At 38.9% G+C, this 21395-nt stretch carries 17 protein-coding genes; 8 read left to right on the top strand and 9 right to left on the bottom strand.

Annotated features, from left to right (window positions below):
• Nucleotides 1–5 precede the first annotated feature (5 nt).
• The 3 genes from H8S90_RS25245 to H8S90_RS25235 all read left to right on the top strand — a co-directional run bounded on the left by H8S90_RS25245 (nt 6) and on the right by H8S90_RS25235 (nt 3376).
• Nucleotides 6–350: a Spx/MgsR family RNA polymerase-binding regulatory protein gene (locus H8S90_RS25245; RefSeq protein WP_187340505.1), complete on the top strand. Its 345-nt coding sequence runs from the start codon at nt 6–8 to the stop codon at nt 348–350.
• A gap of 176 nt (nt 351–526) precedes the next feature.
• Complete coding sequence (locus H8S90_RS25240) at nt 527–2482, top strand: M1 family metallopeptidase (protein ID WP_187340504.1); 1956 nt, start codon at nt 527–529, stop codon at nt 2480–2482.
• Between the two features lie 162 nt (nt 2483–2644).
• On the top strand, nt 2645–3376 hold the full coding sequence (locus H8S90_RS25235) for a hypothetical protein (protein WP_187340503.1): 732 nt from the start codon (nt 2645–2647) through the stop codon (nt 3374–3376).
• Between the two features lie 7 nt (nt 3377–3383).
• Here the strand turns inward: H8S90_RS25235 and H8S90_RS25230 are convergent, their stop codons facing one another.
• From H8S90_RS25230 to hisG, 9 genes are all read right to left on the bottom strand, one after another.
• Nucleotides 3384–4301, bottom strand: coding sequence for a WD40 repeat domain-containing protein (locus tag H8S90_RS25230; RefSeq protein ID WP_187340502.1), 918 nt, complete (start codon nt 4299–4301; stop codon nt 3384–3386).
• Nucleotides 4302–4725: 424 nt separating this feature from the next.
• A complete protein-coding gene (gene hisIE, locus H8S90_RS25225; protein WP_187340501.1) occupies nt 4726–5313 on the bottom strand; it encodes a bifunctional phosphoribosyl-AMP cyclohydrolase/phosphoribosyl-ATP diphosphatase HisIE in 588 nt (195 codons plus the stop codon).
• 42 nt (nt 5314–5355) lie between these two features.
• A complete protein-coding gene (gene hisF / locus H8S90_RS25220) occupies nt 5356–6144 on the bottom strand; it encodes an imidazole glycerol phosphate synthase subunit HisF (RefSeq protein WP_187340500.1) in 789 nt (262 codons plus the stop codon).
• Nucleotides 6114–6863, bottom strand: coding sequence for a HisA/HisF-related TIM barrel protein (locus H8S90_RS25215; protein ID WP_187340499.1), 750 nt, complete (start codon nt 6861–6863; stop codon nt 6114–6116). The genes hisF and H8S90_RS25215 overlap by 31 nt, the downstream gene beginning before the upstream one ends.
• Nucleotides 6864–6883: 20 nt before the next feature.
• Nucleotides 6884–7474 carry an imidazole glycerol phosphate synthase subunit HisH gene (gene hisH / locus H8S90_RS25210; RefSeq protein ID WP_187340498.1) on the bottom strand — a complete coding sequence of 197 codons (591 nt, stop codon included), beginning with the start codon at nt 7472–7474 and terminating at the stop codon, nt 6884–6886.
• Nucleotides 7475–7525: 51 nt separating this feature from the next.
• Complete coding sequence (hisB, locus tag H8S90_RS25205) at nt 7526–8671, bottom strand: bifunctional histidinol-phosphatase/imidazoleglycerol-phosphate dehydratase HisB (RefSeq protein ID WP_187340497.1); 1146 nt, start codon at nt 8669–8671, stop codon at nt 7526–7528.
• 153 nt (nt 8672–8824) lie between these two features.
• The gene (gene hisC / locus H8S90_RS25200) at nt 8825–9874 is read right to left on the bottom strand and encodes a histidinol-phosphate transaminase (RefSeq protein WP_187340496.1); all 1050 of its coding nucleotides are present in this window, start codon (nt 9872–9874) and stop codon (nt 8825–8827) included.
• 26 nt (nt 9875–9900) lie between these two features.
• Nucleotides 9901–11202, bottom strand: a complete 1302-nt coding sequence (gene hisD, locus H8S90_RS25195; protein ID WP_187340495.1) for a histidinol dehydrogenase — start codon at nt 11200–11202, stop codon at nt 9901–9903.
• 64 nt (nt 11203–11266) lie between these two features.
• Nucleotides 11267–12118, bottom strand: a complete 852-nt coding sequence (gene hisG, locus H8S90_RS25190) for an ATP phosphoribosyltransferase (protein WP_187340494.1) — start codon at nt 12116–12118, stop codon at nt 11267–11269.
• A gap of 524 nt (nt 12119–12642) precedes the next feature.
• Between hisG and H8S90_RS25185 the strand changes: the two genes are divergently transcribed.
• The 5 genes from H8S90_RS25185 (at nt 12643) to H8S90_RS25165 (ending at nt 21392) form a co-directional block, all read left to right on the top strand.
• Nucleotides 12643–15090: a glycoside hydrolase family 31 protein gene (locus H8S90_RS25185; RefSeq protein ID WP_187340493.1), complete on the top strand. Its 2448-nt coding sequence runs from the start codon at nt 12643–12645 to the stop codon at nt 15088–15090.
• A 136-nt stretch (nt 15091–15226) separates the two neighbouring features.
• Entirely contained in the window at nt 15227–17140 is a 1914-nt protein-coding gene (gene glgB / locus H8S90_RS25180) for a 1,4-alpha-glucan branching protein GlgB (protein ID WP_187340492.1), read from the top strand.
• 57 nt (nt 17141–17197) lie between these two features.
• Nucleotides 17198–18622: a glycogen synthase gene (locus H8S90_RS25175; protein WP_187340491.1), complete on the top strand. Its 1425-nt coding sequence runs from the start codon at nt 17198–17200 to the stop codon at nt 18620–18622.
• A 1-nt stretch (nt 18623) separates the two neighbouring features.
• Complete coding sequence (locus H8S90_RS25170) at nt 18624–19898, top strand: glucose-1-phosphate adenylyltransferase (protein WP_187340490.1); 1275 nt, start codon at nt 18624–18626, stop codon at nt 19896–19898.
• A gap of 219 nt (nt 19899–20117) precedes the next feature.
• On the top strand, nt 20118–21392 hold the full coding sequence (locus H8S90_RS25165) for a dihydroorotase family protein (RefSeq protein WP_187340489.1): 1275 nt from the start codon (nt 20118–20120) through the stop codon (nt 21390–21392).
• Nucleotides 21393–21395 lie beyond the last annotated feature (3 nt).

The following is a 21395-nucleotide window of genomic DNA, read 5'->3' as shown; positions in this document are numbered from 1 at the left end:
CATATATGAAAGTATACGGAATTAAAAACTGCAGTACAGTAAAAAAAGCCCTAGATTGGTTAAATGACCATAAAATAAGATATGAATTTCAAGACTTTAAAAAATTAGGGGTAAATGAGGATACCTTGAAGAGTTGGGAAAAACAGGTAAGCTGGGAAATTTTGGTAAATAAAAAGGGTATGACATGGCGTAATTTGACAGACGAAGAGAAGCTAGCAGTTGTAGATGAAGATACTGCTAACAAATTAATGAAAGAAAAGACCAGTGTCATCAAACGCCCAATTATTGAATCCCCAAAAGGGTTAATTATAGGCTTCGACGAAAAGGAGTATCAAAATAAACTAAAATAATTGTTACAAAGGTCTAAAAAATTGAAATTTCAGACTTCTCTATTAAAAAGAGGTGTTAAAATGTACTATATTAGCCTCGGATATGCCAAAACGTAGATGTTGTAGATTTGTCATCATACATTGGCCGCAATTAATTCGCGTTAACGTATATTTTAGATTACTAAACCCTTATTCACATGATTAAAAAGAATATTTTAGCTGCTGCTGTTTTTCTCTTTATTAATTCTTTTCAAATTTTTGGTCAAGATAGTCAAGAGCCAGGTAATTATAGTTATAAAGAAGCCTTTGCACCGATTTTCTATTCGCATAATGGAAATGACTATAGGTCAGCCAGTGGTAAGCCAGGGCATAAATATTGGCAAAATCGTGTGGATTATAAAATCAAGGCTAGCTTAAATGATCAGACAAAGGAGATTGATGCCATAGTTGAAATGGATTATACCAATAATAGTCCGGATAACCTTGATTTTATATGGATTCAGTTGGATCAAAATATGTTTTCAAAAAAGGGTAGAGGAAGTCAGATTGTACCGGTTGGTAAGAGTAGGTATGGTTCTCATGATGATCCTTTTGACGGAGGTTACACGATTGAGTCAGTGAAATCGGTAAATGGTGATGATTTAGCGTATACCATTACGGATACCCGTATGCAGGTCTTTTTGCCGCAAGAGCTTTCTTCCGGAGGAGGAAATACCGGAATTCAGATTGCTTACAGTTATACTATACCAGATTACGGTGCCGATAGAACTGGGGTATTGTCTACAGCTAATGGAGCCGTTTTCTCCGTGGCGCAATGGTATCCTCGCGTGGCTGTTTACGACGATATCTTGGGCTGGAACGTGCAACCTTATACCGGGCCTGGAGAGTTTTATTTGGAGTATGGTGATTTCGAATTAGAAATAACGGCACCCGCCAAGCAGATTGTTGTATGTGGAGGAGAACTTTTGAATCCGGGAGATGTGTATACAAAAGAACAGTTAAAACGATGGGAGCAGGCAAAAAATAGTGATGAGACCGTATTAATTAGATCGGCAGAAGAGGTGACTGAAGCTTCTTCCAGACCTGGAAAGAAAGAGCTGACATGGAAATTCAGGTTAAATAATAGCAGAGATGTTGCTTGGGCTGCTTCTGCTGCTTTTATTATTGATGCCGCTCGAATTAATTTGCCCGATGGCAAGACTTCAATGGCAGTATCTGCTTATCCTATAGAAAGTAATGGGAATAATGCTTGGGAACGTTCTACAGAGTATACAAAATCTTCAATTGAATACTATGCCGAGAAATGGTATAACTATCCGTATCCGGTAGCTGTTAACGTGGCCTCTAACGTTGGGGGAATGGAATATCCCGGGATAGTTTTTTGCGGGAGTAAGGCTACGGGCGCAAGCCTTTGGGGCGTTACTGACCATGAATTTGGTCATATTTGGTTTCCCATGATTGTTGGTAGTAACGAGCGTCTACATGCTTGGATGGACGAAGGGTTTAATACACTGATAAATTCTCTTTCAAGAGATGTTTTCAATAATGGTGAGTATAAAGCAGCAAAATATGATGGGCATAAACTAGCACCGTTATACTTTGACGATGAACTGGAACCTATTATGTCATCCCCTCAGAACATGCAAGAGCGGCATATTGGTACGCTAGCCTATCGTAAGCCTCAGTTGGGTCTGACCATACTTCGCGAGCAGATACTCGGAGAGGAACGTTTTGATCACGCTTTTAAAACATACATCAATTACTGGGCATATAAACACCCAACGCCAGACGATTTTTTCCGCACCATGGAAAATGTTGCTGGGGAGAGTTTGGGTTGGTTTTGGCGCTCTTGGTTTCTCAATAATTGGAAATTGGATCAGGCTATAAGAGAGGTTTCCTATGTAGACAATGATCCGTCAAAAGGTGCAGTTGTGACGGTAGACAATTTGGAAAAAATGCCCATGCCTTTAATTATAGACGCCACCACTGTTAGCGGAAAGAAGGTCAGGGTAAAATTGCCTGTTGAGATCTGGGAACGCAATAGGGCATTTTCTTTTAAAATAGCTACAGATGAAGCGTTAAGTTCAGTGGTGATAGACCCCGACAAGGTTTTTCCTGATATTAATCCCGCAAATAATACGTGGTCAAATTAATGTTTGTTATTAATAAAAGCTAACACTTTTGGATTACTTTTGTTATTGAATAGAGCACAGGTAGCTATCCTTTATTAAATACCTGTAGCAAGCTGAGATCAAAAGTAATATGGTCTATTTGGGCTAATAAGAAGAGACAGCACCGATACTATGAAAACTACTATGATAAAATTTATTTTACTTTCGATAACGACATTGGTGTTAGGTTTTTCAAGTTATGCGCAGGATAATCTAAAAGGGATTATTTTAGAGTATAAGAGTAATGAGACAATGCCACAAGTTGTGGTGAAGAACATTAATAGCGGTGATAGCGTTTCCACGAATAACGACGGGGCTTTTAATATAAATGTTAAAAAGGAAGATATCTTGGTGTTTTCTTATCCTGGCTATCGAAGAGATAGTCTGGTCGTAATAGACTTTGCTGTTAAACGCGTTTATTTAACTCCTGTTGATGACCCAAGGATGTTGGAAGAAGTGAACATCACCGCTTTGACCAATAATAGATTAGCTGAAGAAAAAGAGCGGGTGAGAAAACAAGGGCAATTTGGTAGTACGCCATCAGGTGGTGGAATTGGGCTATCGCCTTCTAGAATTTTTGGAAGAGAGGGGAGGGAAGCGAGGAGACAGTATAGATTATTGGAGGAAGAAAGTAATAACCGAATTATAGACACCCGGTTTAATGAAGCAACCATAACCGAACTTACACCCTTATCAGGTGAAGATTTGACCTTATTTATGGCAAAGTATCGACCAAAGGTCTCATTTGTTGAGGGGTCAGACGACGAGCAAATGCGACTGTATATTATGGATGCTTATAATAAATATAAGGAACTGAGTCCATCAGCAAAAGAAAAAATAAAGCTAACGATTGACAACAAAAATGGTAAGCAATAATAGTAGGCTAGACGTTTGTGTCAATATCCCAAATAATGGCACTTTTATCATCGCTCACCGAAATTAGCATATCTTCTTCCCAAATAATGCCGTTTATAGAGAGCCGATGCGATTCGTAGCCTTTCTCCTGACTAATGATCTTTAACAACGAGAAATCGTCAGCGCGCCATATTTTTATACTTTTATCACGACTTGCGGTAGCAAATAATGGTAGGTATGGATGATAAACAATTCCATATATGCTGAACATATGAGCAGTAATATTCTTTTCAAGTGCATAATTAACCGTATTGAAGATGTTTAATTGTGCATCCCGACCTCCAGTTAACAAATGTTTATTATCAGGAGAAAATGCCAATGCCGTTATTGGCATAGTGTGCTCATGTATTTCATGAATTATTGAATATTCTTTCGCATCGAATATTCTTATTTTACTGTCTTTCGATCCCAGGGCAAAAACATCTTCTTTCCCATTAAGGGCGATACAACGTACGGTTTCTGTAGAAACTTTAAAGTTGTACAACAGCTTGAAAGTTGAGGTCTCCCAAACAGAGACTGTTCCGTCTTCGGAGGAAATGATCAATTCAGGTTTTGAATGAAAGGATTGGATGCAGAAAATTGGTTTCCTATGGTGGCTTAATTTTGCTACAATTTCTTGGTTTGTTGTATCTATGATAGTTACCTGACCGCTGCGTTCGCCAACAGCCAATAACTTACTGTTTTGTATGTGGTGAAGACTGTATACAGAAGTCTTAACCGGAAGTATGATTCTTAGAAATTTTCCTTCCAATGAGTCCCACTCAACCACACCTTTATCATTGCCTCCAGTAAATACTTTGGAAGACTCAACGCCTTTCTCCACTGCAAAAACAGGATTTTGATGTCCTGTTAATGTGTGTCTTTTTTTTATTTCGATTTTGGCCATTTTCTTTGAAAATTTATTTTATCCTTTATTTATTACTTTCTTTTTTCTCATCGAAGTATTTACATTAAAAGGCATTCGAGCTTTCCCTAAAGGGAAGGTCCGCAAAAGAAATATAACCAAAGAACTTAGCGAAGCGTTCTCATGAACCGAATGAAATGAGCTCATGAACATCTTTTAAAACAAGCCCTTGATGAATAATACCTCTTAAAACAGATAATCTATAAATAAAATTCGCAGCTTAACCTGCTTTTGCAAACTTCATCACCATTGACAACAGACACTTTCAATGAACAACATTTTTGAAAGATTGTAGGTTTATTTAGCTTGTGCTATCCAAAAGTTTTGAAGCTGCATTAGTCTGTATATGACCATATTTTATCATGATAATGACGGTTGCGTTATAGATAAAATCCGACACGCATACTTATTTTTTATGTCGATCTTCTAAATTTTTAGCTAGCTTACCGAGATTGATGTTCTTTTCTCTGAGAAGGACTAATAAGTGAAAAATTAGGTCTGAAGATTCATTAATGAAATCCTCTTCGGTTTCATTGAGTGCGGCAATTACCGTTTCTACAGCTTCTTCACCAACCTTTTGTGCTATTTTATTTATCCCTTTATGATGAAGTCTATTAACGTATGAATTCTCAGTTGGATTCGTATAACGCTCATTAATGATGTTTTCAAGCTTAAAAAGAAAATTTTGATTATATGCAGTGTTAAAACAACTGCGGGCTCCGGTATGACAGGTTGGGCCATTTGGTATTACTTTAATTAGCAAGGTGTCGCTGTCGCAATCCACTGCATAACTTACCATTTGTAAATAATGACCACTTTCCTCGCCTTTCGTCCATAGGCGATTTTTGGTACGAGAGAAGAAAGTTACTCGTTTTTCCTGTTGGGTTTTCTCCCAGGCCTCTTTATTCATGTAGCCCAGCATGAGTACTTCCAGTGTTTGGTTATTTTGTATGATTACGGGAACCAATCCCGCGCCTTTCTTGAAGTCTAACATTGTTATTTCTTTAAGCTTAAGCTTCTTTCATAATTATTGTTGTTAACGAACTTGGATACCATCATCCCGAAGCTTGCATTTAAGATCCGGAATTAGTATTTCTCCATAGTGGAACACCGAAGCTGCCAGAGCCGCATCCACATTTGCTCGTTGGAAAACATCACTGAAGTGTTGTTTGTTGCCCGCTCCACCAGAAGCAATCAGTGGAATAGATAGCTTTTGATTGATTTTTCCTAACAGCGTACAATCAAAACCATTTTTAGTGCCGTCATGATCCATTGAAGTTAACAAAATTTCTCCAGCACCTCTACTTTCCACTTCTATTATCCATTCTTCGGTAAGCCTATCTGTTTTTATTCTACCACCATTGAGGTGGATGTAGTTTTTCCCATCAATAGCCTTGGTGTCAACTGCGACCACGACGAACTGTATTCCGAATGCACCTGCAAGGTCATTGATGAGTTGAGGATTTCTCACAGCTGCGGAGTTGATTGAAATTTTATCGGCACCGGCGTTCAATAAAATTTCTGCATCTGCAAGCTCGTGTATACCGCCTCCGATGGTAAAGGGTATGTTAACATTCCTCGCCACAGCTTTTACCATATCCACAGTCGTTTTACGCTTCTCATGAGAAGCCGTAATATCAAGAAAAACCAACTCGTCGGCATGTTGTTGAGAATATTGCCACGCAAGCTCCACTGGGTCACCTGCATCTTGTAGATCAACAAAATTAACACCTTTTACCGTTCTTCCATCCTTAACGTCTAAACATGGTATGATACGCTTGGCTACGTTAGCATCTAAAAGTTGATCAGTGAGCGTAGGTTCCATTCCTTTATTTCATCTATACTTATGCGATTTTCGTAAATAGCCTTACCTACAACGCAGGCTTCGATCCGGAGTTCATCGAGCGCTTTGATATCTTCCATGGAACTGATACCACCAGACGCAATCAGTTTGATTATGGGCGAATGCTCTAATAGTTTTTTATACAAGTCGATGCCCGCTCCACCCAATTTTCCATCTTTATTGATGTCGGTGCACAAAAAGCGGAAGAATCCCAAACCTAAGCAACGACCTATATAATCGATCAATTTTACCGGAGAACTTTCCATCCATCCGGAGTATTTGATAACTTCGTCGAGAACGTCTATTGCCACCACAATATGATCCGAGCATTTAATGCCATTACAATATAAGCTGCTTAACTCGTCTAGAAAAGCTGGGTTGGTAATCGCTTGTGTGCCTACGATGATTCGATGCAATCCGGCATCGATAAGCTCTTTTACTTTATCAATACTCCGCACTCCACCGCCATACTGCACTTTCATATCTGTTTTACGAATGATGTCAAACAAATACTGTTGATTACTGAAATCACCTTTCGCTCCATTTAGATCAATGATATGTACAAATTCGGTACCATTTGACTGGTATTTTTCTATCATCTCTTCTAAATTGATATCATAAGTGGTAACATCGTCATATTTGCCCTCGCGCAAACGAACCACTTTTTTATCGAGAATATCTATTGCTGGAATAATATACATGGTTATATTTTAGATTTTAACTATATCGTAGAAAAATTTCTTAACAATTGCTCGCCAGCTTGCCCTGATTTCTCAGGGTGAAATTGTACACCATAAAAATTCCTGTGCTGTATGGCAGAAGAGTATTTTATACCGTAATTCGTATAAGCGAGTGTAAAAGTAGGATTATATTCAATAAAATAAGAGTGAACAAAATAAAAATACGCTCCATGATCAATGTCTTGAAACAAAGGGCTGCTACGGTTCGTATGAACCCTGTTCCAACCCATATGTGGAACTTTTAGAGAGACCCTATTGGCAAAATGTAAGGTGCTGATATCCATAATGTCTAACAAATCTGTGTTTCCCTCTTCTGAAAAACCTGTTAGGAGCTGCATGCCCACACATATACCAAGCACCGGTTGTTTTAAGGTTTTAATTGTTTCTACTAAACCGCTCTCCTGCAGTTTTTTCATAGCGGCACCCGCATGGCCCACACCAGGTATAATAATGTGGCTATATACATCCATGTTATCTTCTACATTAACCATACCATGTTTTAGATTTAAACGGTCTAAGGCTGCCGTTAACGAAAAAATATTACCTGCTCCGTAGTTTATAATCCCAATCATCTTCGTTTAGTATCTCTCCTTTTTAGTATGTCGAATCGCATATACTGTAAATTACAACACCCCTTTGGTACTAGGTAGCTGCATACGGTCCGTGTCGCGTTTAACAGCCATTTTTACAGCTTTTGCAAAAGCCTTAAATATAGCTTCTATTTTGTGATGTTCATTCTGTCCTTCTGCCTTAATGTTTAAATTGCATTTTGCGGCGTCGGAGAAAGATTTAAAAAAATGAATAAACATTTCCGTAGGCATTTCGCCAATTTTTTCTCTTTTGAAATCCGCATCCCAAACAAGCCAATTTCTACCTCCAAAATCGAGGGCTACTTGTGCTAGGCAATCGTCCATTGGTAAGCAAAATCCATAACGTTCAATTCCTCGTTTATCGCTCAGCACTTTTAAAAAGGTTTCGCCTAAAGCTAAGGCCGTATCCTCAATGGTATGATGCTCGTCAATATGCAAATCGCCTTTTGTGTGTATGGTTAAGTCCATACTCCCGTGTCTTGCCAATTGGTCTAACATGTGATCAAAAAATGATAGGCCAGTCTTTATATCGGCTTCCCCCTTTCCGTCTAAATTGATACGAATGTAAATGTCCGTTTCATTTGTTATTCTTCTATGTTCAGCTGAACGGTTCCCTGCCTTTAAGAACTCATATATTTTTCTGAAATCAGTAGTTTTTAACGCAATGACCTCTTGGTCAATACGAACGTTTTCTGCTGCGCCCAAGAGGTCATTGGTGTGTAGCCAAATGGCTTTTGCTCCGAGATTTTGAGCTAAACGTACGTCGTTTACACGGTCTCCAATAACGAAAGAATGTTTGAGGTCGTATTTCTCTTCATCGAAATACTCTTTTAGCATCCCAATTCCCGGTTTGCGGGTGTCAGCATTTTCATGTGGAAAGGTTCTATCAATGTGTTCCCGGATAAAATGTACACCTTCGCCAGCAAATGTTTCCATAATAAAACGATGGACTGGCCAAAAATTCTCTTCAGGATGAGATGAAGTACCCAAACCGTCCTGATTACTTACTAAAACCAGTTCAAAGTCCAGTTCCTTTGCTATTCGGGGTAAATATTGTAAAGCGCCAGGAAAAAATTTAAGCTTTTCAAAAGCATCTATCTGCTCGTCTTCCGGTTCAAGAATCAATGTTCCATCACGGTCGATGAACAACAAACGTTTTTTTATGTTACCTGTAGACATATTATTAAATACTATCTTTTCTCTTTTGTAGGTTGAATAACGAATTTGTAAAGGTACAAGTTATTCCGTTTAAAACTGTCCAATTATTGGTTTCTTTGTAAGAGATATTGTTTTTAGTTGTTGATATTCTTATTTAACTCTCAAAAGATTATTTTATTTGTAATTTGTGAGGGTGTCTAGTAAACGTTGATTTTCCTCAGGCGTACCAATAGTGATACGCAGACAACCCGTACACAATGTTACAGACGACCGGTCTCTGATAATGATTCCCTGCGTGACTAAAAATTTGTAAATTTTCTGTGGATCAGTCGTTTTAATAAGTAAAAAATTAGCATCTGATGGGTAAACATGTTGTACAAATGTAAATTCTAAAAGTTTTTTACTTAAGGTGTTACGTTGTGTAACGGTTTCTTTTATCCAGCTATTGATTTTTTCAACATCTGTTAACGCTTTCAATGCTAATTGTTGAGATGCTTCATTAATATTGTACGGTGGCTTTATCCTATTAAAGATTGTTATAATCTTTTCCGAAGCGAAGGCCATTCCGATACGTAAACCTGCCAAACCCCATGCTTTGGAAAGAGTTTGCAATACAACCAAGTTGTTGTATTCTATAAGCTCTTGGATAAATGACTTCTGGCGGGCATAATTGATATAGGCTTCATCAATAACTACTAGTCCATTGAAATTATTAAGTACGGTTTCTATATCTTCTCTATGAATAGAATTGCCTGTGGGGTTATTGGGCGAGCATATAAAAATCAATTTTGTATTTGCATCAATCGCCTCGGCGATTCCAGCCAAGTCTAATTGAAAATCTTCTGTAAGTGCCACTTTTTTTATCGCGACATCATTAATGTTAGCAGAAACTTCATACATGCCATAAGTTGGTGGCACAATAATAATATTGTCTATTGCAGGTATACAGAAGGCCCTAAACAATAGGTCTATTGCTTCATCACTTCCATTTCCTAAAAAGATGTTTCTTGGAGGAACACCTTTAATTGTACTTATCCTTTCTTTTAGTTGCAATTGTAATGGGTCGGGATACCTGTTGTAATTACTGGATAGCGGCGAACCGTATGCGTTTTCATTGGCATCTAGCAGTACGGATGCTTTCCCTTTAAATTCGTCGCGTGCGGAAGAATAAGGGGTTAGTCGTTTAATATTTTCCCTAACGAGGGTGTCAATATCTATATTCATGTCAATTATAAGAATAAAAACGGCAATCAATGTTTGTTACTTTGCGTGTTCCTAATGGTAACAGCATTTTTATGAGCTTGTAAGCCCTCCAAGTCTGCCAATGTTTCCACAGTACTTCCGATATTGTTTATTCCTTCTGCTGTTATATATTGAAAAGTGATCTTTTTTATAAAAGAGTCTACTGATACACCGGAGTATGATCTGGCAAAACTACCGGTAGGTAAGGTGTGATTAGTGCCTGACGCGTAGTCGCCAGCGCTTTCGGGAGTTAGGTGTCCTAAAAAGACTGACCCCGCGCTAATTATTTTACTAATAAGCGACGACCAATTGTCTACCGCGATAATGAGATGTTCGGGAGCATAGTGATTACTATAGTCTATGCATTTTGTTAAGTCATCGCAAAGCATAGCATAGGAATTATTAATTGCTACTTCTGCTAATGGGGCCCGTGGTAGTACGCTAATCTGTTCCCTTAAAGATACGTTTACCTGATCTATTAATTGCTGGCTATCAGTTACGAGTATGGCTTGACTATCTTTTCCATGTTCTGCCTGTGCCAGCAAATCGGCAGCAACAAATGCTGGATTACTACTCTCGTCAGCTATAACTAGCACCTCAGATGGTCCTGCTGGCATATCAATAGCTACGGAAGCATTGGCTTGTACAATTGTTTTTGCCTTGGTTACAAATTGGTTTCCAGGTCCGAATATTTTATCAACTTTGCTAATACTATGCGTGCCATATGCCATTGCTGCAATTGCTTGTGCTCCGCCGACTAAGAAAATACGATCTATTTTTAGCAATTGCGCACAGTATGCAATATACCCATTAATTTTTCCATCTGCCTGGGGAGGAGAACAGACAATAATTTCTTTGCAGCCGGCTATTCTTGCCGGAATGCCTAACATTAGAAACGTGCTGGGGAGTACCGCCGTTCCGCCAGGGACATATAAACCAACGCGTTCTATGGGACGTGGTTCCCGCCAACACGTTACGCCGGGCATCGTTTCGATTTTTTTTTCTTTTGATAACTGGCTTTGATGAAATTTAAAAATGTTATTAAACGCAATTTCCAATGCCCGCTGTGCTGTTCTATCAATGGTTGAAGCTAGGTCTTTTATTTCATCAGCTTCCAGATAAAGTTTATGGAGATTTACCTTATCGAACTTTAGGGCATAGTTAATAAGGGCGTGATCACCCTCCTGTCTGACTTTTTCCAAAATCTCTTCAACTGATTGTTGAATGGCATTAGCTGGATCTGTATTTCGGGATGTTAACTCTGCGCGCTTTTCCTGCGAGAGATCATTATATACATATGTCTTTAACATTTCAGTGATATGTTTTTAGGAATTCTATGAAGTACCGGCATGTAAATATTGTCTACATTTCGCGCTACATGATAATTTTTTCCACTGGCATAACAACAATACCCTGGGCACCCTCCGCTTTCAATCTATTTATTTTTTCCCAAAAATCACGCTCCTGTATTACCGTGTGCACTGCTACCCAGTTTTCTTCTGCCAAAGGTACAATTGTAGGACTCTTAACACCTGGCAATAACTGTAGAATGGTGTCTAAGTTGCTGCGATCTACGTTTAAAACTACGTATTTAGTTTCTTTGGCAGTAAGAACCGACTGTATACGCTGCATTAATTCCTTGACAACGCCATCCCGATCTACACCGTCTTTTCCAATTAGAATAGCTTCTGAAGATAATACTTCGGCAAAGGGTTTTAAACCGTTGCTTTTTAATGTCCCGCCAGTTGAGACAATATCACAGATTGCATCGCTTAAGCCCAAGCCGGGAGATATCTCAACCGATCCTGATATAGTACGTATGGTCGCATCGATCTTATTTTGCTGAAGATATTTCTTAAGGATTACCGGATATGAAGTCGCAATGGCTTTTCCTTCAAGGTCATGTATTTCTTGAAGATTGCTTTCGTTTGGTATAGCAATTTTTAAGGTACACTTCCCGAAACCTAAACGTTGTAAATATTGTACATTAACTTCTGTTTCATTGATGACATTCTCTCCAACGATACCGAGATCTGCTATGCCGTCTTGTACATATTCCGGTATATCATCATCCCTCAAAAAAAGAATTTCCAATGGAAAGTTTGAAACAGTGGAAATAAGGGAGCTTTTATAGTTTTCAAAATTTAAACCACAGTTTTTTAGTAGTGCAACAGATTTTTCGTTTAATCTGCCTGATTTTTGGATGGCAATTTTTAAAGGTGTCATCTAGTGGAGGTTATTTTAATTTATAAAGTTTAGTATATCTTGGCCGTAAATGCAAGATATAAATTGTAAACAGGAAAAAATTATAGGGTTTTTGTGCTTCACGTAGAAACATACTAATTACATATCGCCACAAGGGCGATGATGGAAATGTATGTGATGTGTGAAGACTTTGATCATTGTAAACAAAAATACACCTCTGCGAGGAATGGTACAAATATAGTGGATGGATTTTATTTTACAAATAAAAAATAGATTTTATTAATAAATGTATGTTGGATATATTTTTTTAATGATAAATTCATAATATATGTGTTTGCTTAGCTCCTGCCGAAAAAAGCAACCTTACGCCTATTTTATTTTTGTCTAGCTTAAATAATGTAGGATGTTTTTTTAATCTTATACCGCCAGAAAATAGTTAACCATGGTCTAGCGTGAATTACCTAGGTAACATTTTAATGTTTCGAGTATTGTTTTCATTAGGCAAATGGTGTACATTGGCAATGTAAATTCCAAGTAAGTGAAAAATGGCAGAAACAACTAACCCCAAACCCACAGCACCTATAGAAGAGACAACTTTAGAATCTGGTATTCAACATGTTAATAATCCGGTGCTTGATCTACCCCAGATAGTTAAGAAGTACCTTCAAAAGGTTACTGGATACACGCAGAAAGATAATAGTTATTATTTTACTGATGGATCTGCTACTGTTGAGGTAAAAGTGGTAAGTGACGAAATTATCCGTATACGATTGGCTCCCCATGGGCAGTTTTTAGACGATTTCTCCTATGCCGTTCCGAACCCGGATCAGCATGTTACGGTATATGCTTTTCAAGAAGATGAAAACTCATATAGCGTTAGTACCAATACCGTCACATGTGTTATAAACAAACAAAATTTTCATATCTCATTTCAAGACCGAGATGGAAAAGTGGTTAATCAAGACCAGTCGCCAATGCATTGGGAAGAAAATCCTGATTTTGGTGGCTATTACGTCTATTGCACTAAGTTAGCAGAAAGTGATGAAGCCTTTTATGGATTGGGAGATAAACCTACACATCTGAATTTAAGAGGAAGACGTTTGATAAACTGGAACTCTGATACCTACTCGTTTGCCTTCAATCAAGACCCATTGTATCGCAGTATACCATTTTATATAGGTTTGAATAAAGGAAATGCCTATGGGATTTTCTTTGATAATACGTTTAAAACCTATTTTGATTTTGCAGGAGAAGTATATGACCAAACCAGCTTTTGGTCGGAGGGTGGAGAGTTACAGTACTATTATATTCACGGGCCGCATATGATGGATGTGGTAAAACGCTATCATAGTATTACAGGTACACATTACCTGCCGCCTTTATGGGCGCTCGGGTTTCATCAATGCCGATGGAGTTATTATCCAGAAAGCAAGGTGTATGAAATAGCTGAAGGGTTTAGGTCGCGTAATATACCCTGTGACGCAATCTATCTTGACATCGATTATATGGATGGGTACCGCTGTTTTACATGGAACAAGCATTATTTCCCCAATCCTAAGAAAATGATTAAAACGTTGGCTGATGACGGCTTCAAAACAGTGGTTATCATAGATCCAGGAATCAAGGTCGATGATAATTACTGGGTATTCAAGGAAGGAAAAGAACATCGTTATTTCTGTAGAAGGGGAGATGATTACTTTATGGAAGGGCACGTATGGCCCGGAAGGTGCCAGTTTCCTGATTTTACAAACCCGGAAACCCGTGAATGGTGGGGCTCGTTATTTAAAGGATTGATAGAAGTTGGTGTCGCTGGAGTTTGGAATGATATGAACGAACCGGCAGTTTTTGGAAGAGGAACTTTCCCAGATGACGTGAGACATAACTATGAAGGGTATAGAGGATCTCATCGTAAAGCGCATAATGTTTATGGCATGCAAATGGTTCGTGCAACCTATGACGGGTTAAAAAGACTGAACCATGGCAAAAGGCCCTTTACCATTACACGTGCAGCCTATGCCGGCACCCAACGTTATTCTTCTGTTTGGACAGGAGATAATGTGGCCACTTGGGAACACCTACGTTTGGGAGTTTTACAGTTGCAAAGATTATCGGTTTCCGGGATGCCTTTTTGCGGAACAGATATCGGAGGATTTAGTGGAGAGCCAGATGGTGAACTGTTTACGAGATGGATACAATTTGGTGTTTTTTCTCCTTTTATGCGTGCCCATTCTGCTGGCGATACAAGGGAGCGAGAACCTTGGAGTTTTGGAGAAGAACTAGAAAAAATTAATAGAAAATTTATTGAACTTCGCTACAAGTTATTGCCTTATATCTATTCTGTGTTTTGGGAACATTCGAAATATGGATTCCCGATTTTAAGACCTATTACCATGCAAGAGCAGGGTGCTCTAGGAAATATAGCGCGTGAAGAGGAATTTTCTTTTGGCGATAAGATCTTGGTTTCGCCTGTAGTTAATCCCGGCCAGTCTTCCAAAACAGTTTATCTGCCGCAAGGAGAGTGGTTTCATTATTGGTCTAACAAGCTGTTTATAGGAGGTAAGGAATATGAAATTGAGACACCTCTGGATGAAATGCCTATATTCATAAAGGGAGGAGCTGTTATTCCAGAATTTCCAGTGATGCAGTTTGTAGACATCAATAATGTTGACGCATTAAAGTTGTCCGTTTATTATACTGATAAAGAAATTAATTCATTTGTTTACGAGGATCATGGTGACACATTTGCCTATGAACAGGAAATCTATCTTGAAAAAAAGTTTGTTGTAAAAGGTAACAAAAGCAGCCTGTTGGTAAACCAAAGTAAAGAAGGATTGTTTACAGAAAGGTACGAGACTTATAAATTTCATTTTGTTGGTCTGCCTTTTAAAGTAAAAAAAGTTATGGTAGATGATAAACCGACACCTATAAGCTTGATTAATAATGTGCTTAATGTACAAGTTAGTAAAGATTTTAAGCATCTTGTTATTTCCTAATGACTAAAAAAGACATATGATCATAATTGGGCCATGTGCCGGATTACTTAAGATCAAACCCTATATGAGCCATTGTAGGCGTTTGTTTTATGGGGTGTCGCGCTAATACAGACTATTAATCACTAAGAACGAAATTATGCACAGCCCCGTAGAGGTGTATTCCTTGTTTACCGAATTTGATATTACGCTTTTTCAAGCAGGTAAACATTATAAGCTTTATGAAAAATTTGGATCACATAGCTTAACGAAAAATGGTAAAGAAGGAACTTATTTTGCAGTATGGGCTCCTAATGCAAAGGCGGTTTATGTCATTGGCGACTTTAATGGGTGGAATCCGCATGCTCATCTGCTGAATATTCGTTGGGATGGTTCAGGGATATGGGAAGGATTTATAGAAGGCGTTACAATAGGGCAGCATTATAAATATTTGATTCGTAGCACAAACGGTGAGAACTTAGAAAAGGGAGATCCTTTTGCGCTTTGTTGGGAAGAGCCACCCAAAACTGCTACTACCGTTGCTACCACATGGTACGAGTGGCAGGATGAAGAGTGGATAGCCAAAAGACACCTACACAATGCTTTGGATAAACCTATTTCCGTATATGAGCTTCACTTGGGATCTTGGATAAGAGATCCTGACAAACCGGAAACAATATTGAGTTATGGGCAGGTAGCCGATAAACTTATTCCTTATATCAAAGAAACAGGCTTTACACACGTAGAGTTTATGCCCCTTATGGAGCACCCTTATTACCCTTCTTGGGGATATCAGGTTACTGGATACTATGCAGCTAGCTCACGATATGGATCCATGCAGGAATTAATGTACCTTATTGAGCAGCTACATTTGCACGACATTGGTGTGATATTGGATTGGGTGCCGTCTCATTTTCCAGGTGATGCCCATGGATTGTATAAGTTCGATGGAACGCATTTATATGAACATGCCGATCCAAGAAAAGGGTATCATCCAGATTGGAGTTCTTATATCTTTAACTATGGTCGGAATGAAGTACGGTCTTTCTTAATAAGTAATGCACTGTTTTGGTTAGACAGGTATCATATCGATGGATTGAGAGTAGACGCTGTGGCATCTATGCTTTATCTCGATTATTCCAGAAAAGAGGGAGAATGGATACCCAATGAGTATGGAGGTAGAGAAAATTTGGAGGCAGTGAGTTTTCTAAAAGAATTAAATGAGGCCGTTTATAGCCATTATCCAGACGTGCAGACGATCGCAGAAGAGTCTACGGCATGGCCCGGTGTAAGCCGGCCCACTTTTGCAGGAGGTCTCGGTTTCGGAATGAAGTGGATGATGGGCTGGATGCATGATACCTTGAATTATTTTAAGAACGATCCTATTCATCGTAAATATAATCACGGGCAGATTACCTTTAGTACTGTTTATGCTTTCCATGAAAATTTTATGTTGCCCCTATCTCATGATGAAGTGGTACACGGTAAAGGTGCTCTTATCGGCAAAATGCCCGGCGATGAATGGCAGCGTTTTGCCAATTTACGTACTCTTTACCTTTACATGTTTACTCATCCAGGTACTAAATTATTATTTATGGGGGGAGAATTTGGACAAACATCTGAATGGGATTATAATCAGTCATTAGATTGGCACCTGTTAAATTATAGACCTCACTTGGGTATGTTCAGGTTTGTAACAGCCTTAAACGAATTGTATAAAAGTCAGCCAGCTTTGTATGAAAAGAGCTTTTCTCCTGAAGGTTTTGAATGGGTTGAGCTCGGAGACCAGGATAACTCTGTTTTAATATATTATAGAAAAGGGCACGACAAGGAAAATGATTTAGTGATAGTATTGAACTTAACTCCAATAGTTAGGTACTACTACCGGGTAGGCCTACCGCATAAGGGAGAATATGAGGTGCTGCTTAATTCGGATGATGAGGTATATTATGGTAGTGGAGTAAAACAGGAAAGTATAGTTGCTGAGGCATACCACTGGATGAACAAAGCATATTCAGGAAAGTTAACATTGCCTCCATTAAGTGGTCTGGTTCTCAAGGTGAAAATTAAATAGATCTAGCCCTAATAAATTGAAATGCTAACGAATTTTGAACAAAAAAGATAAAATTAAATGCACGTTATTCATTTTGCTGCAGAATGTTACCCGGTTGCAAAAGTTGGAGGCTTAGCGGACGTACTGGGTGCCTTACCGAAATATCAACGACAGTTAGGCATCAACACATCAGTCGTTCTTCCCTTTTATGATAAGACTTTTGTTCGTACTCACTATCTCGAAAGAATTTATGAGGGGCGCATATATCAAGGTGGAGAACGGTTAAACTATGAGGTCTTAAAAGAAAAGGATGATCTCCTGGGTTTCAAGCTTTTTTTGATTCGTATACCTGGTTTGTTAGATCGTGAAGAGGTCTATAGTTATCCCGATGAGCAGGTTCAATTTTTGGCTTTTCAACATGCAGGTCTCGATTGGCTGTGTAACGCCAAGATGCTGCCGGATATTATCCATTGTCATGATCATCATACCGGACTCATTCCATTCTATATGGAGCATGCCGATCAATTTGATCTCCTAAAAGGCACACCTACAATAGCAACAGTACACAATGGGCAATACCAGGGGTGGATGGACTGGAAAATGGCAGCGTTGTTACCCGCGTTTGATACCTGGCGTTGGGGGCTATTGGATTGGAACGGGTTGATTAACCCGTTGGCGGCATTAATAAAATGCTGCTGGGCATATACTACCGTTTCCGAGGGGTATCTTTCAGAATTATATCAGGAAGCAAACGGACTGGAAAGTCTTTTTTTAGCGGAAAAAGATAAAGCGTATGGGATAGTCAATGGGATCGATACTGAACTTTGGAATGCTTCTACAGACTCCATGCTTGCTTATAACTTCAATTTAGTTAGCATTGCCAAGGGTAAAAAAACGAATAAAGAGAAGCTTTGCTCGGATTATGGTCTGAATCCATTATTGCCGCTTATTGTTTTTATTGGCCGGTTTGCTTTGGAGAAAGGAGCGGATCTCCTTGCAGATAGCATAAGATACAGTTTGGCACAACATGAAGGTGAGGTGACTTTTTTCATATTGGGATCCGGTGATCGGTCAATTGAAAGTAAGCTTGTGGAACTTTCCGAAAATTACTCCCAACATTTCGGCGTGCATATTGGTTATAATGAAGAGCTGGCACATCAGGTGTATGCTTCGGCCGATTATCTGCTAATGCCTTCGAGAGTTGAACCCTGTGGTTTAAATCAGCTATATGCCATGCGTTACGGGACTATCCCTGTGGTGCGGGCTACTGGCGGCTTAAAAGATACTGTAAAAGACATTAATATATACGATGGTTACGGTATGTTGTTTGATGAAGCATCTGTTGAAGCGGTTTTTGGAGCCATTCAACAAGCGCTTTCATTTTGGAAAGCAACAAAAAAAAGGGAGCTGGGTACACTGCGAAAAAAAATCATGAAACTCGATTTTTCTTGGGATAAATCGGCAGCTAAATATATAGAATTATATAAAAAACTAATTGAATAATATGGCTCCTAAAGTAATTTCTATTGTACTAGGTGGGGGACGGGGGACCCGCTTGGCACCACTAACAGATAAACGGTCCAAACCTGCAGTTCCTATCGCAGGTAAATACCGGTTGGTCGATATTCCTATTTCCAATTGTTTGAATTCAGGATTTAACAGGATTTTTGTGCTTACGCAGTATAACTCCGCTTCATTGAATACGCACATCAAAAACACTTATAACTTCAGTGTTTTTAGTAAAGGGTTTGTTGATATTATAGCTGCAGAACAAACGATGGAAGGCGACAAATGGTTTCAAGGTACTGCCGATGCGGTGAGGCACTCGTTGAGGTATATGGTCAATCATGACTATGATTTTATCTTGATCCTTTCCGGTGATCAACTTTATCAGATCGATTTTCAGGAAATGATCGAATATCATATTAGTAAGAAGGCGGAGATTACCATTGCTACCATTCCTGTAAATGCCAAGGATGCAACATCATTTGGAATACTTAAGTCGGATGAAGAAGGGGATATCACTTCATTTATTGAAAAACCGAGAACAGAATTATTGGTTGATTGGGCATCTGAGGTCAGCAATGAGATGAAAGATGCGGGCAGGGAGTACTTGGCATCTATGGGGATTTATGTCTTCAGTAAGGGGGTGCTGAATGATTTGCTAACCATGAATAAAGGCTTGGATTTCGGAAAGGAACTCATTCCAGATGCGATTACGGATGAAATGAAAGTAATCAGTTATCAATATGACGGTTATTGGACAGATATCGGTAATATCGATTCGTTCTTTGAGGCAAATATTGGTCTAACGGACGAGATCCCAGCGTTTAATCTTTTTGATAAGCAGAGTATTTTTACCCGCCCTAGGATGTTACCACCATCAAAAATAGCCGCCACAACGTTGTATAATGCCATAGTAGCGGATGGTTGTATTATAGCTGCTAAGCAGATAGAGCGATCCGTTATAGGTGTGCGATCACGCATAGGAAGCGGTACGGTTATTAAAAACACCTACATGATGGGCAGTGATTTCTATCAGAACTTAGAGGAACTCGAGGATGCTAAGCAACAGCATAAACCAATTATCGGTGTAGGAGAGAACTGTTATATTGATACAGCGATCTTAGACAAAAGCTGCTTTATCGGTAATAATGTTCAGATTAAAGGTGGGGCACATCTTCCTGATGGTGAGTTTGAAACTTATACTATTAAAGATGGTATCATTGTTATAAAAAAACGTGCTATAATTCCCGATAACACCGTTATAGGTGAATAGCTAAATTGTTTTTGATATAAAGTACAAAATATTTGTTCCCATTAACGACTATTTTGTACTTTTGTTTTTTAATGGAAGTTCATTACGACGTACTTCATTCCTTTTACAAATTTATAACCCGTCCGGTTGTTATAATTCAAATTTTTCTTAGTATAATGCAAGCAGCCCTGAGAAAGGGAAAGCTATCATTTTATATCATCAAAACCTTTTCTTTTTTACATGGATAAAATATTGGTAAAATCAGCAACGTTGGTATTTCCTGGACACGATAGACATGGCCAAGCGGTAGATGTGTTGATTGTAAACGGTGTTGTTTCAAAGGTAGAAGGTGGGGATGCGATTCATGATGAGCATGCCCTTACAATTGATGGAAAGCATCAATATCTATCACCAGGCTTCTTTGATTTAAATGTTAATTTTGGTGAGCCGGGTTTGGAAACTAAAGAAACGATAAGTACAGGTTGTACAGCGGCTGTTGCGGGAGGCTATACGGGTTTAGCTGTTCAGCCCAACACCGTCCCAGCCCTACATAGTAGAGGGGAGATAGCAATGATCGTTAATTTAGCAAAGGGCAATCTTGTTTCTGTGTATCCCATTGGAGCGATCAGCAAAAATAGGTCGGGCGATGATTTAGCAGAACTTTATGATATGCAGCAGGCGGGAGCAGTGGCTTTTAGCAACGGCAATAAGAGTGTACAACAGGCGGGTCTTATGAGTAGAGCTTTGTTGTATTGTAAGGGTTTTGAAGGTTTGGTGATGTCGTACGCTGAAGATGCCAGTATTGCCAATGGAGCAAAAATGAATGAAGGTATCACAAGTACTTTTTTAGGAATGAAGGGCAATCCAAACCTTGCGGAGGAGTTAATGGTATCGAGGGACTTATACTTGGCTGCTTATAATAATGCCCCGATACACTTCAGCACCATATCTACGAAAGAAAGTGTTGAGTTGATTCGTCTTGCGAAAAAAAAGGGAATAAAAGTTACATGCGATGTCGCGGCGCATCACTTAGTACTTACTGAAGAATCGGTGAGTGGTTTTGATAGTAATTATAAGGTGAGTCCACCGCTTCGGACAGATGACGACGTTAAAGCGCTAAAGGATGGTTTGCTGGATGGAACGATCGACGCTATAGTATCGCAACATACTCCACATGAAGTAGAATTTAAAAAGGTAGAATTTGAAATAGCCAAGAACGGGATTATTGGTTTACAAACTGTTCTGCCTCTTTTATTGAAGGCAGGTTTGCCCGTAGACTTAATTGTTGAGAAACTTGCTATTGCTCCTCGTGCTATTTTGAGATTAGCGCCACCTACATTGGCAGAAGGTAGTGACGCAAATTTCGTGTTGTTTAATACCGAAGAAAGTTGGACCTTTGATGCTTATACGAATCGTTCAAAAAGTACGAACAGTCCGTATTATGGCTCAATACTGAAAGGAAGGGTCAACCTAGTACTTAATAATAAACAGGTTTACAATAGCAACCAAGAATAATAT

It is taken from the genome of Olivibacter sp. SDN3 (assembly GCF_014334135.1).
Lineage (GTDB): Bacteria > Bacteroidota > Bacteroidia > Sphingobacteriales > Sphingobacteriaceae > Olivibacter.
The sequence above is the reverse complement of the archived record's forward strand: the minus strand, read 5'-3'. Positions and strand labels throughout refer to the sequence as shown.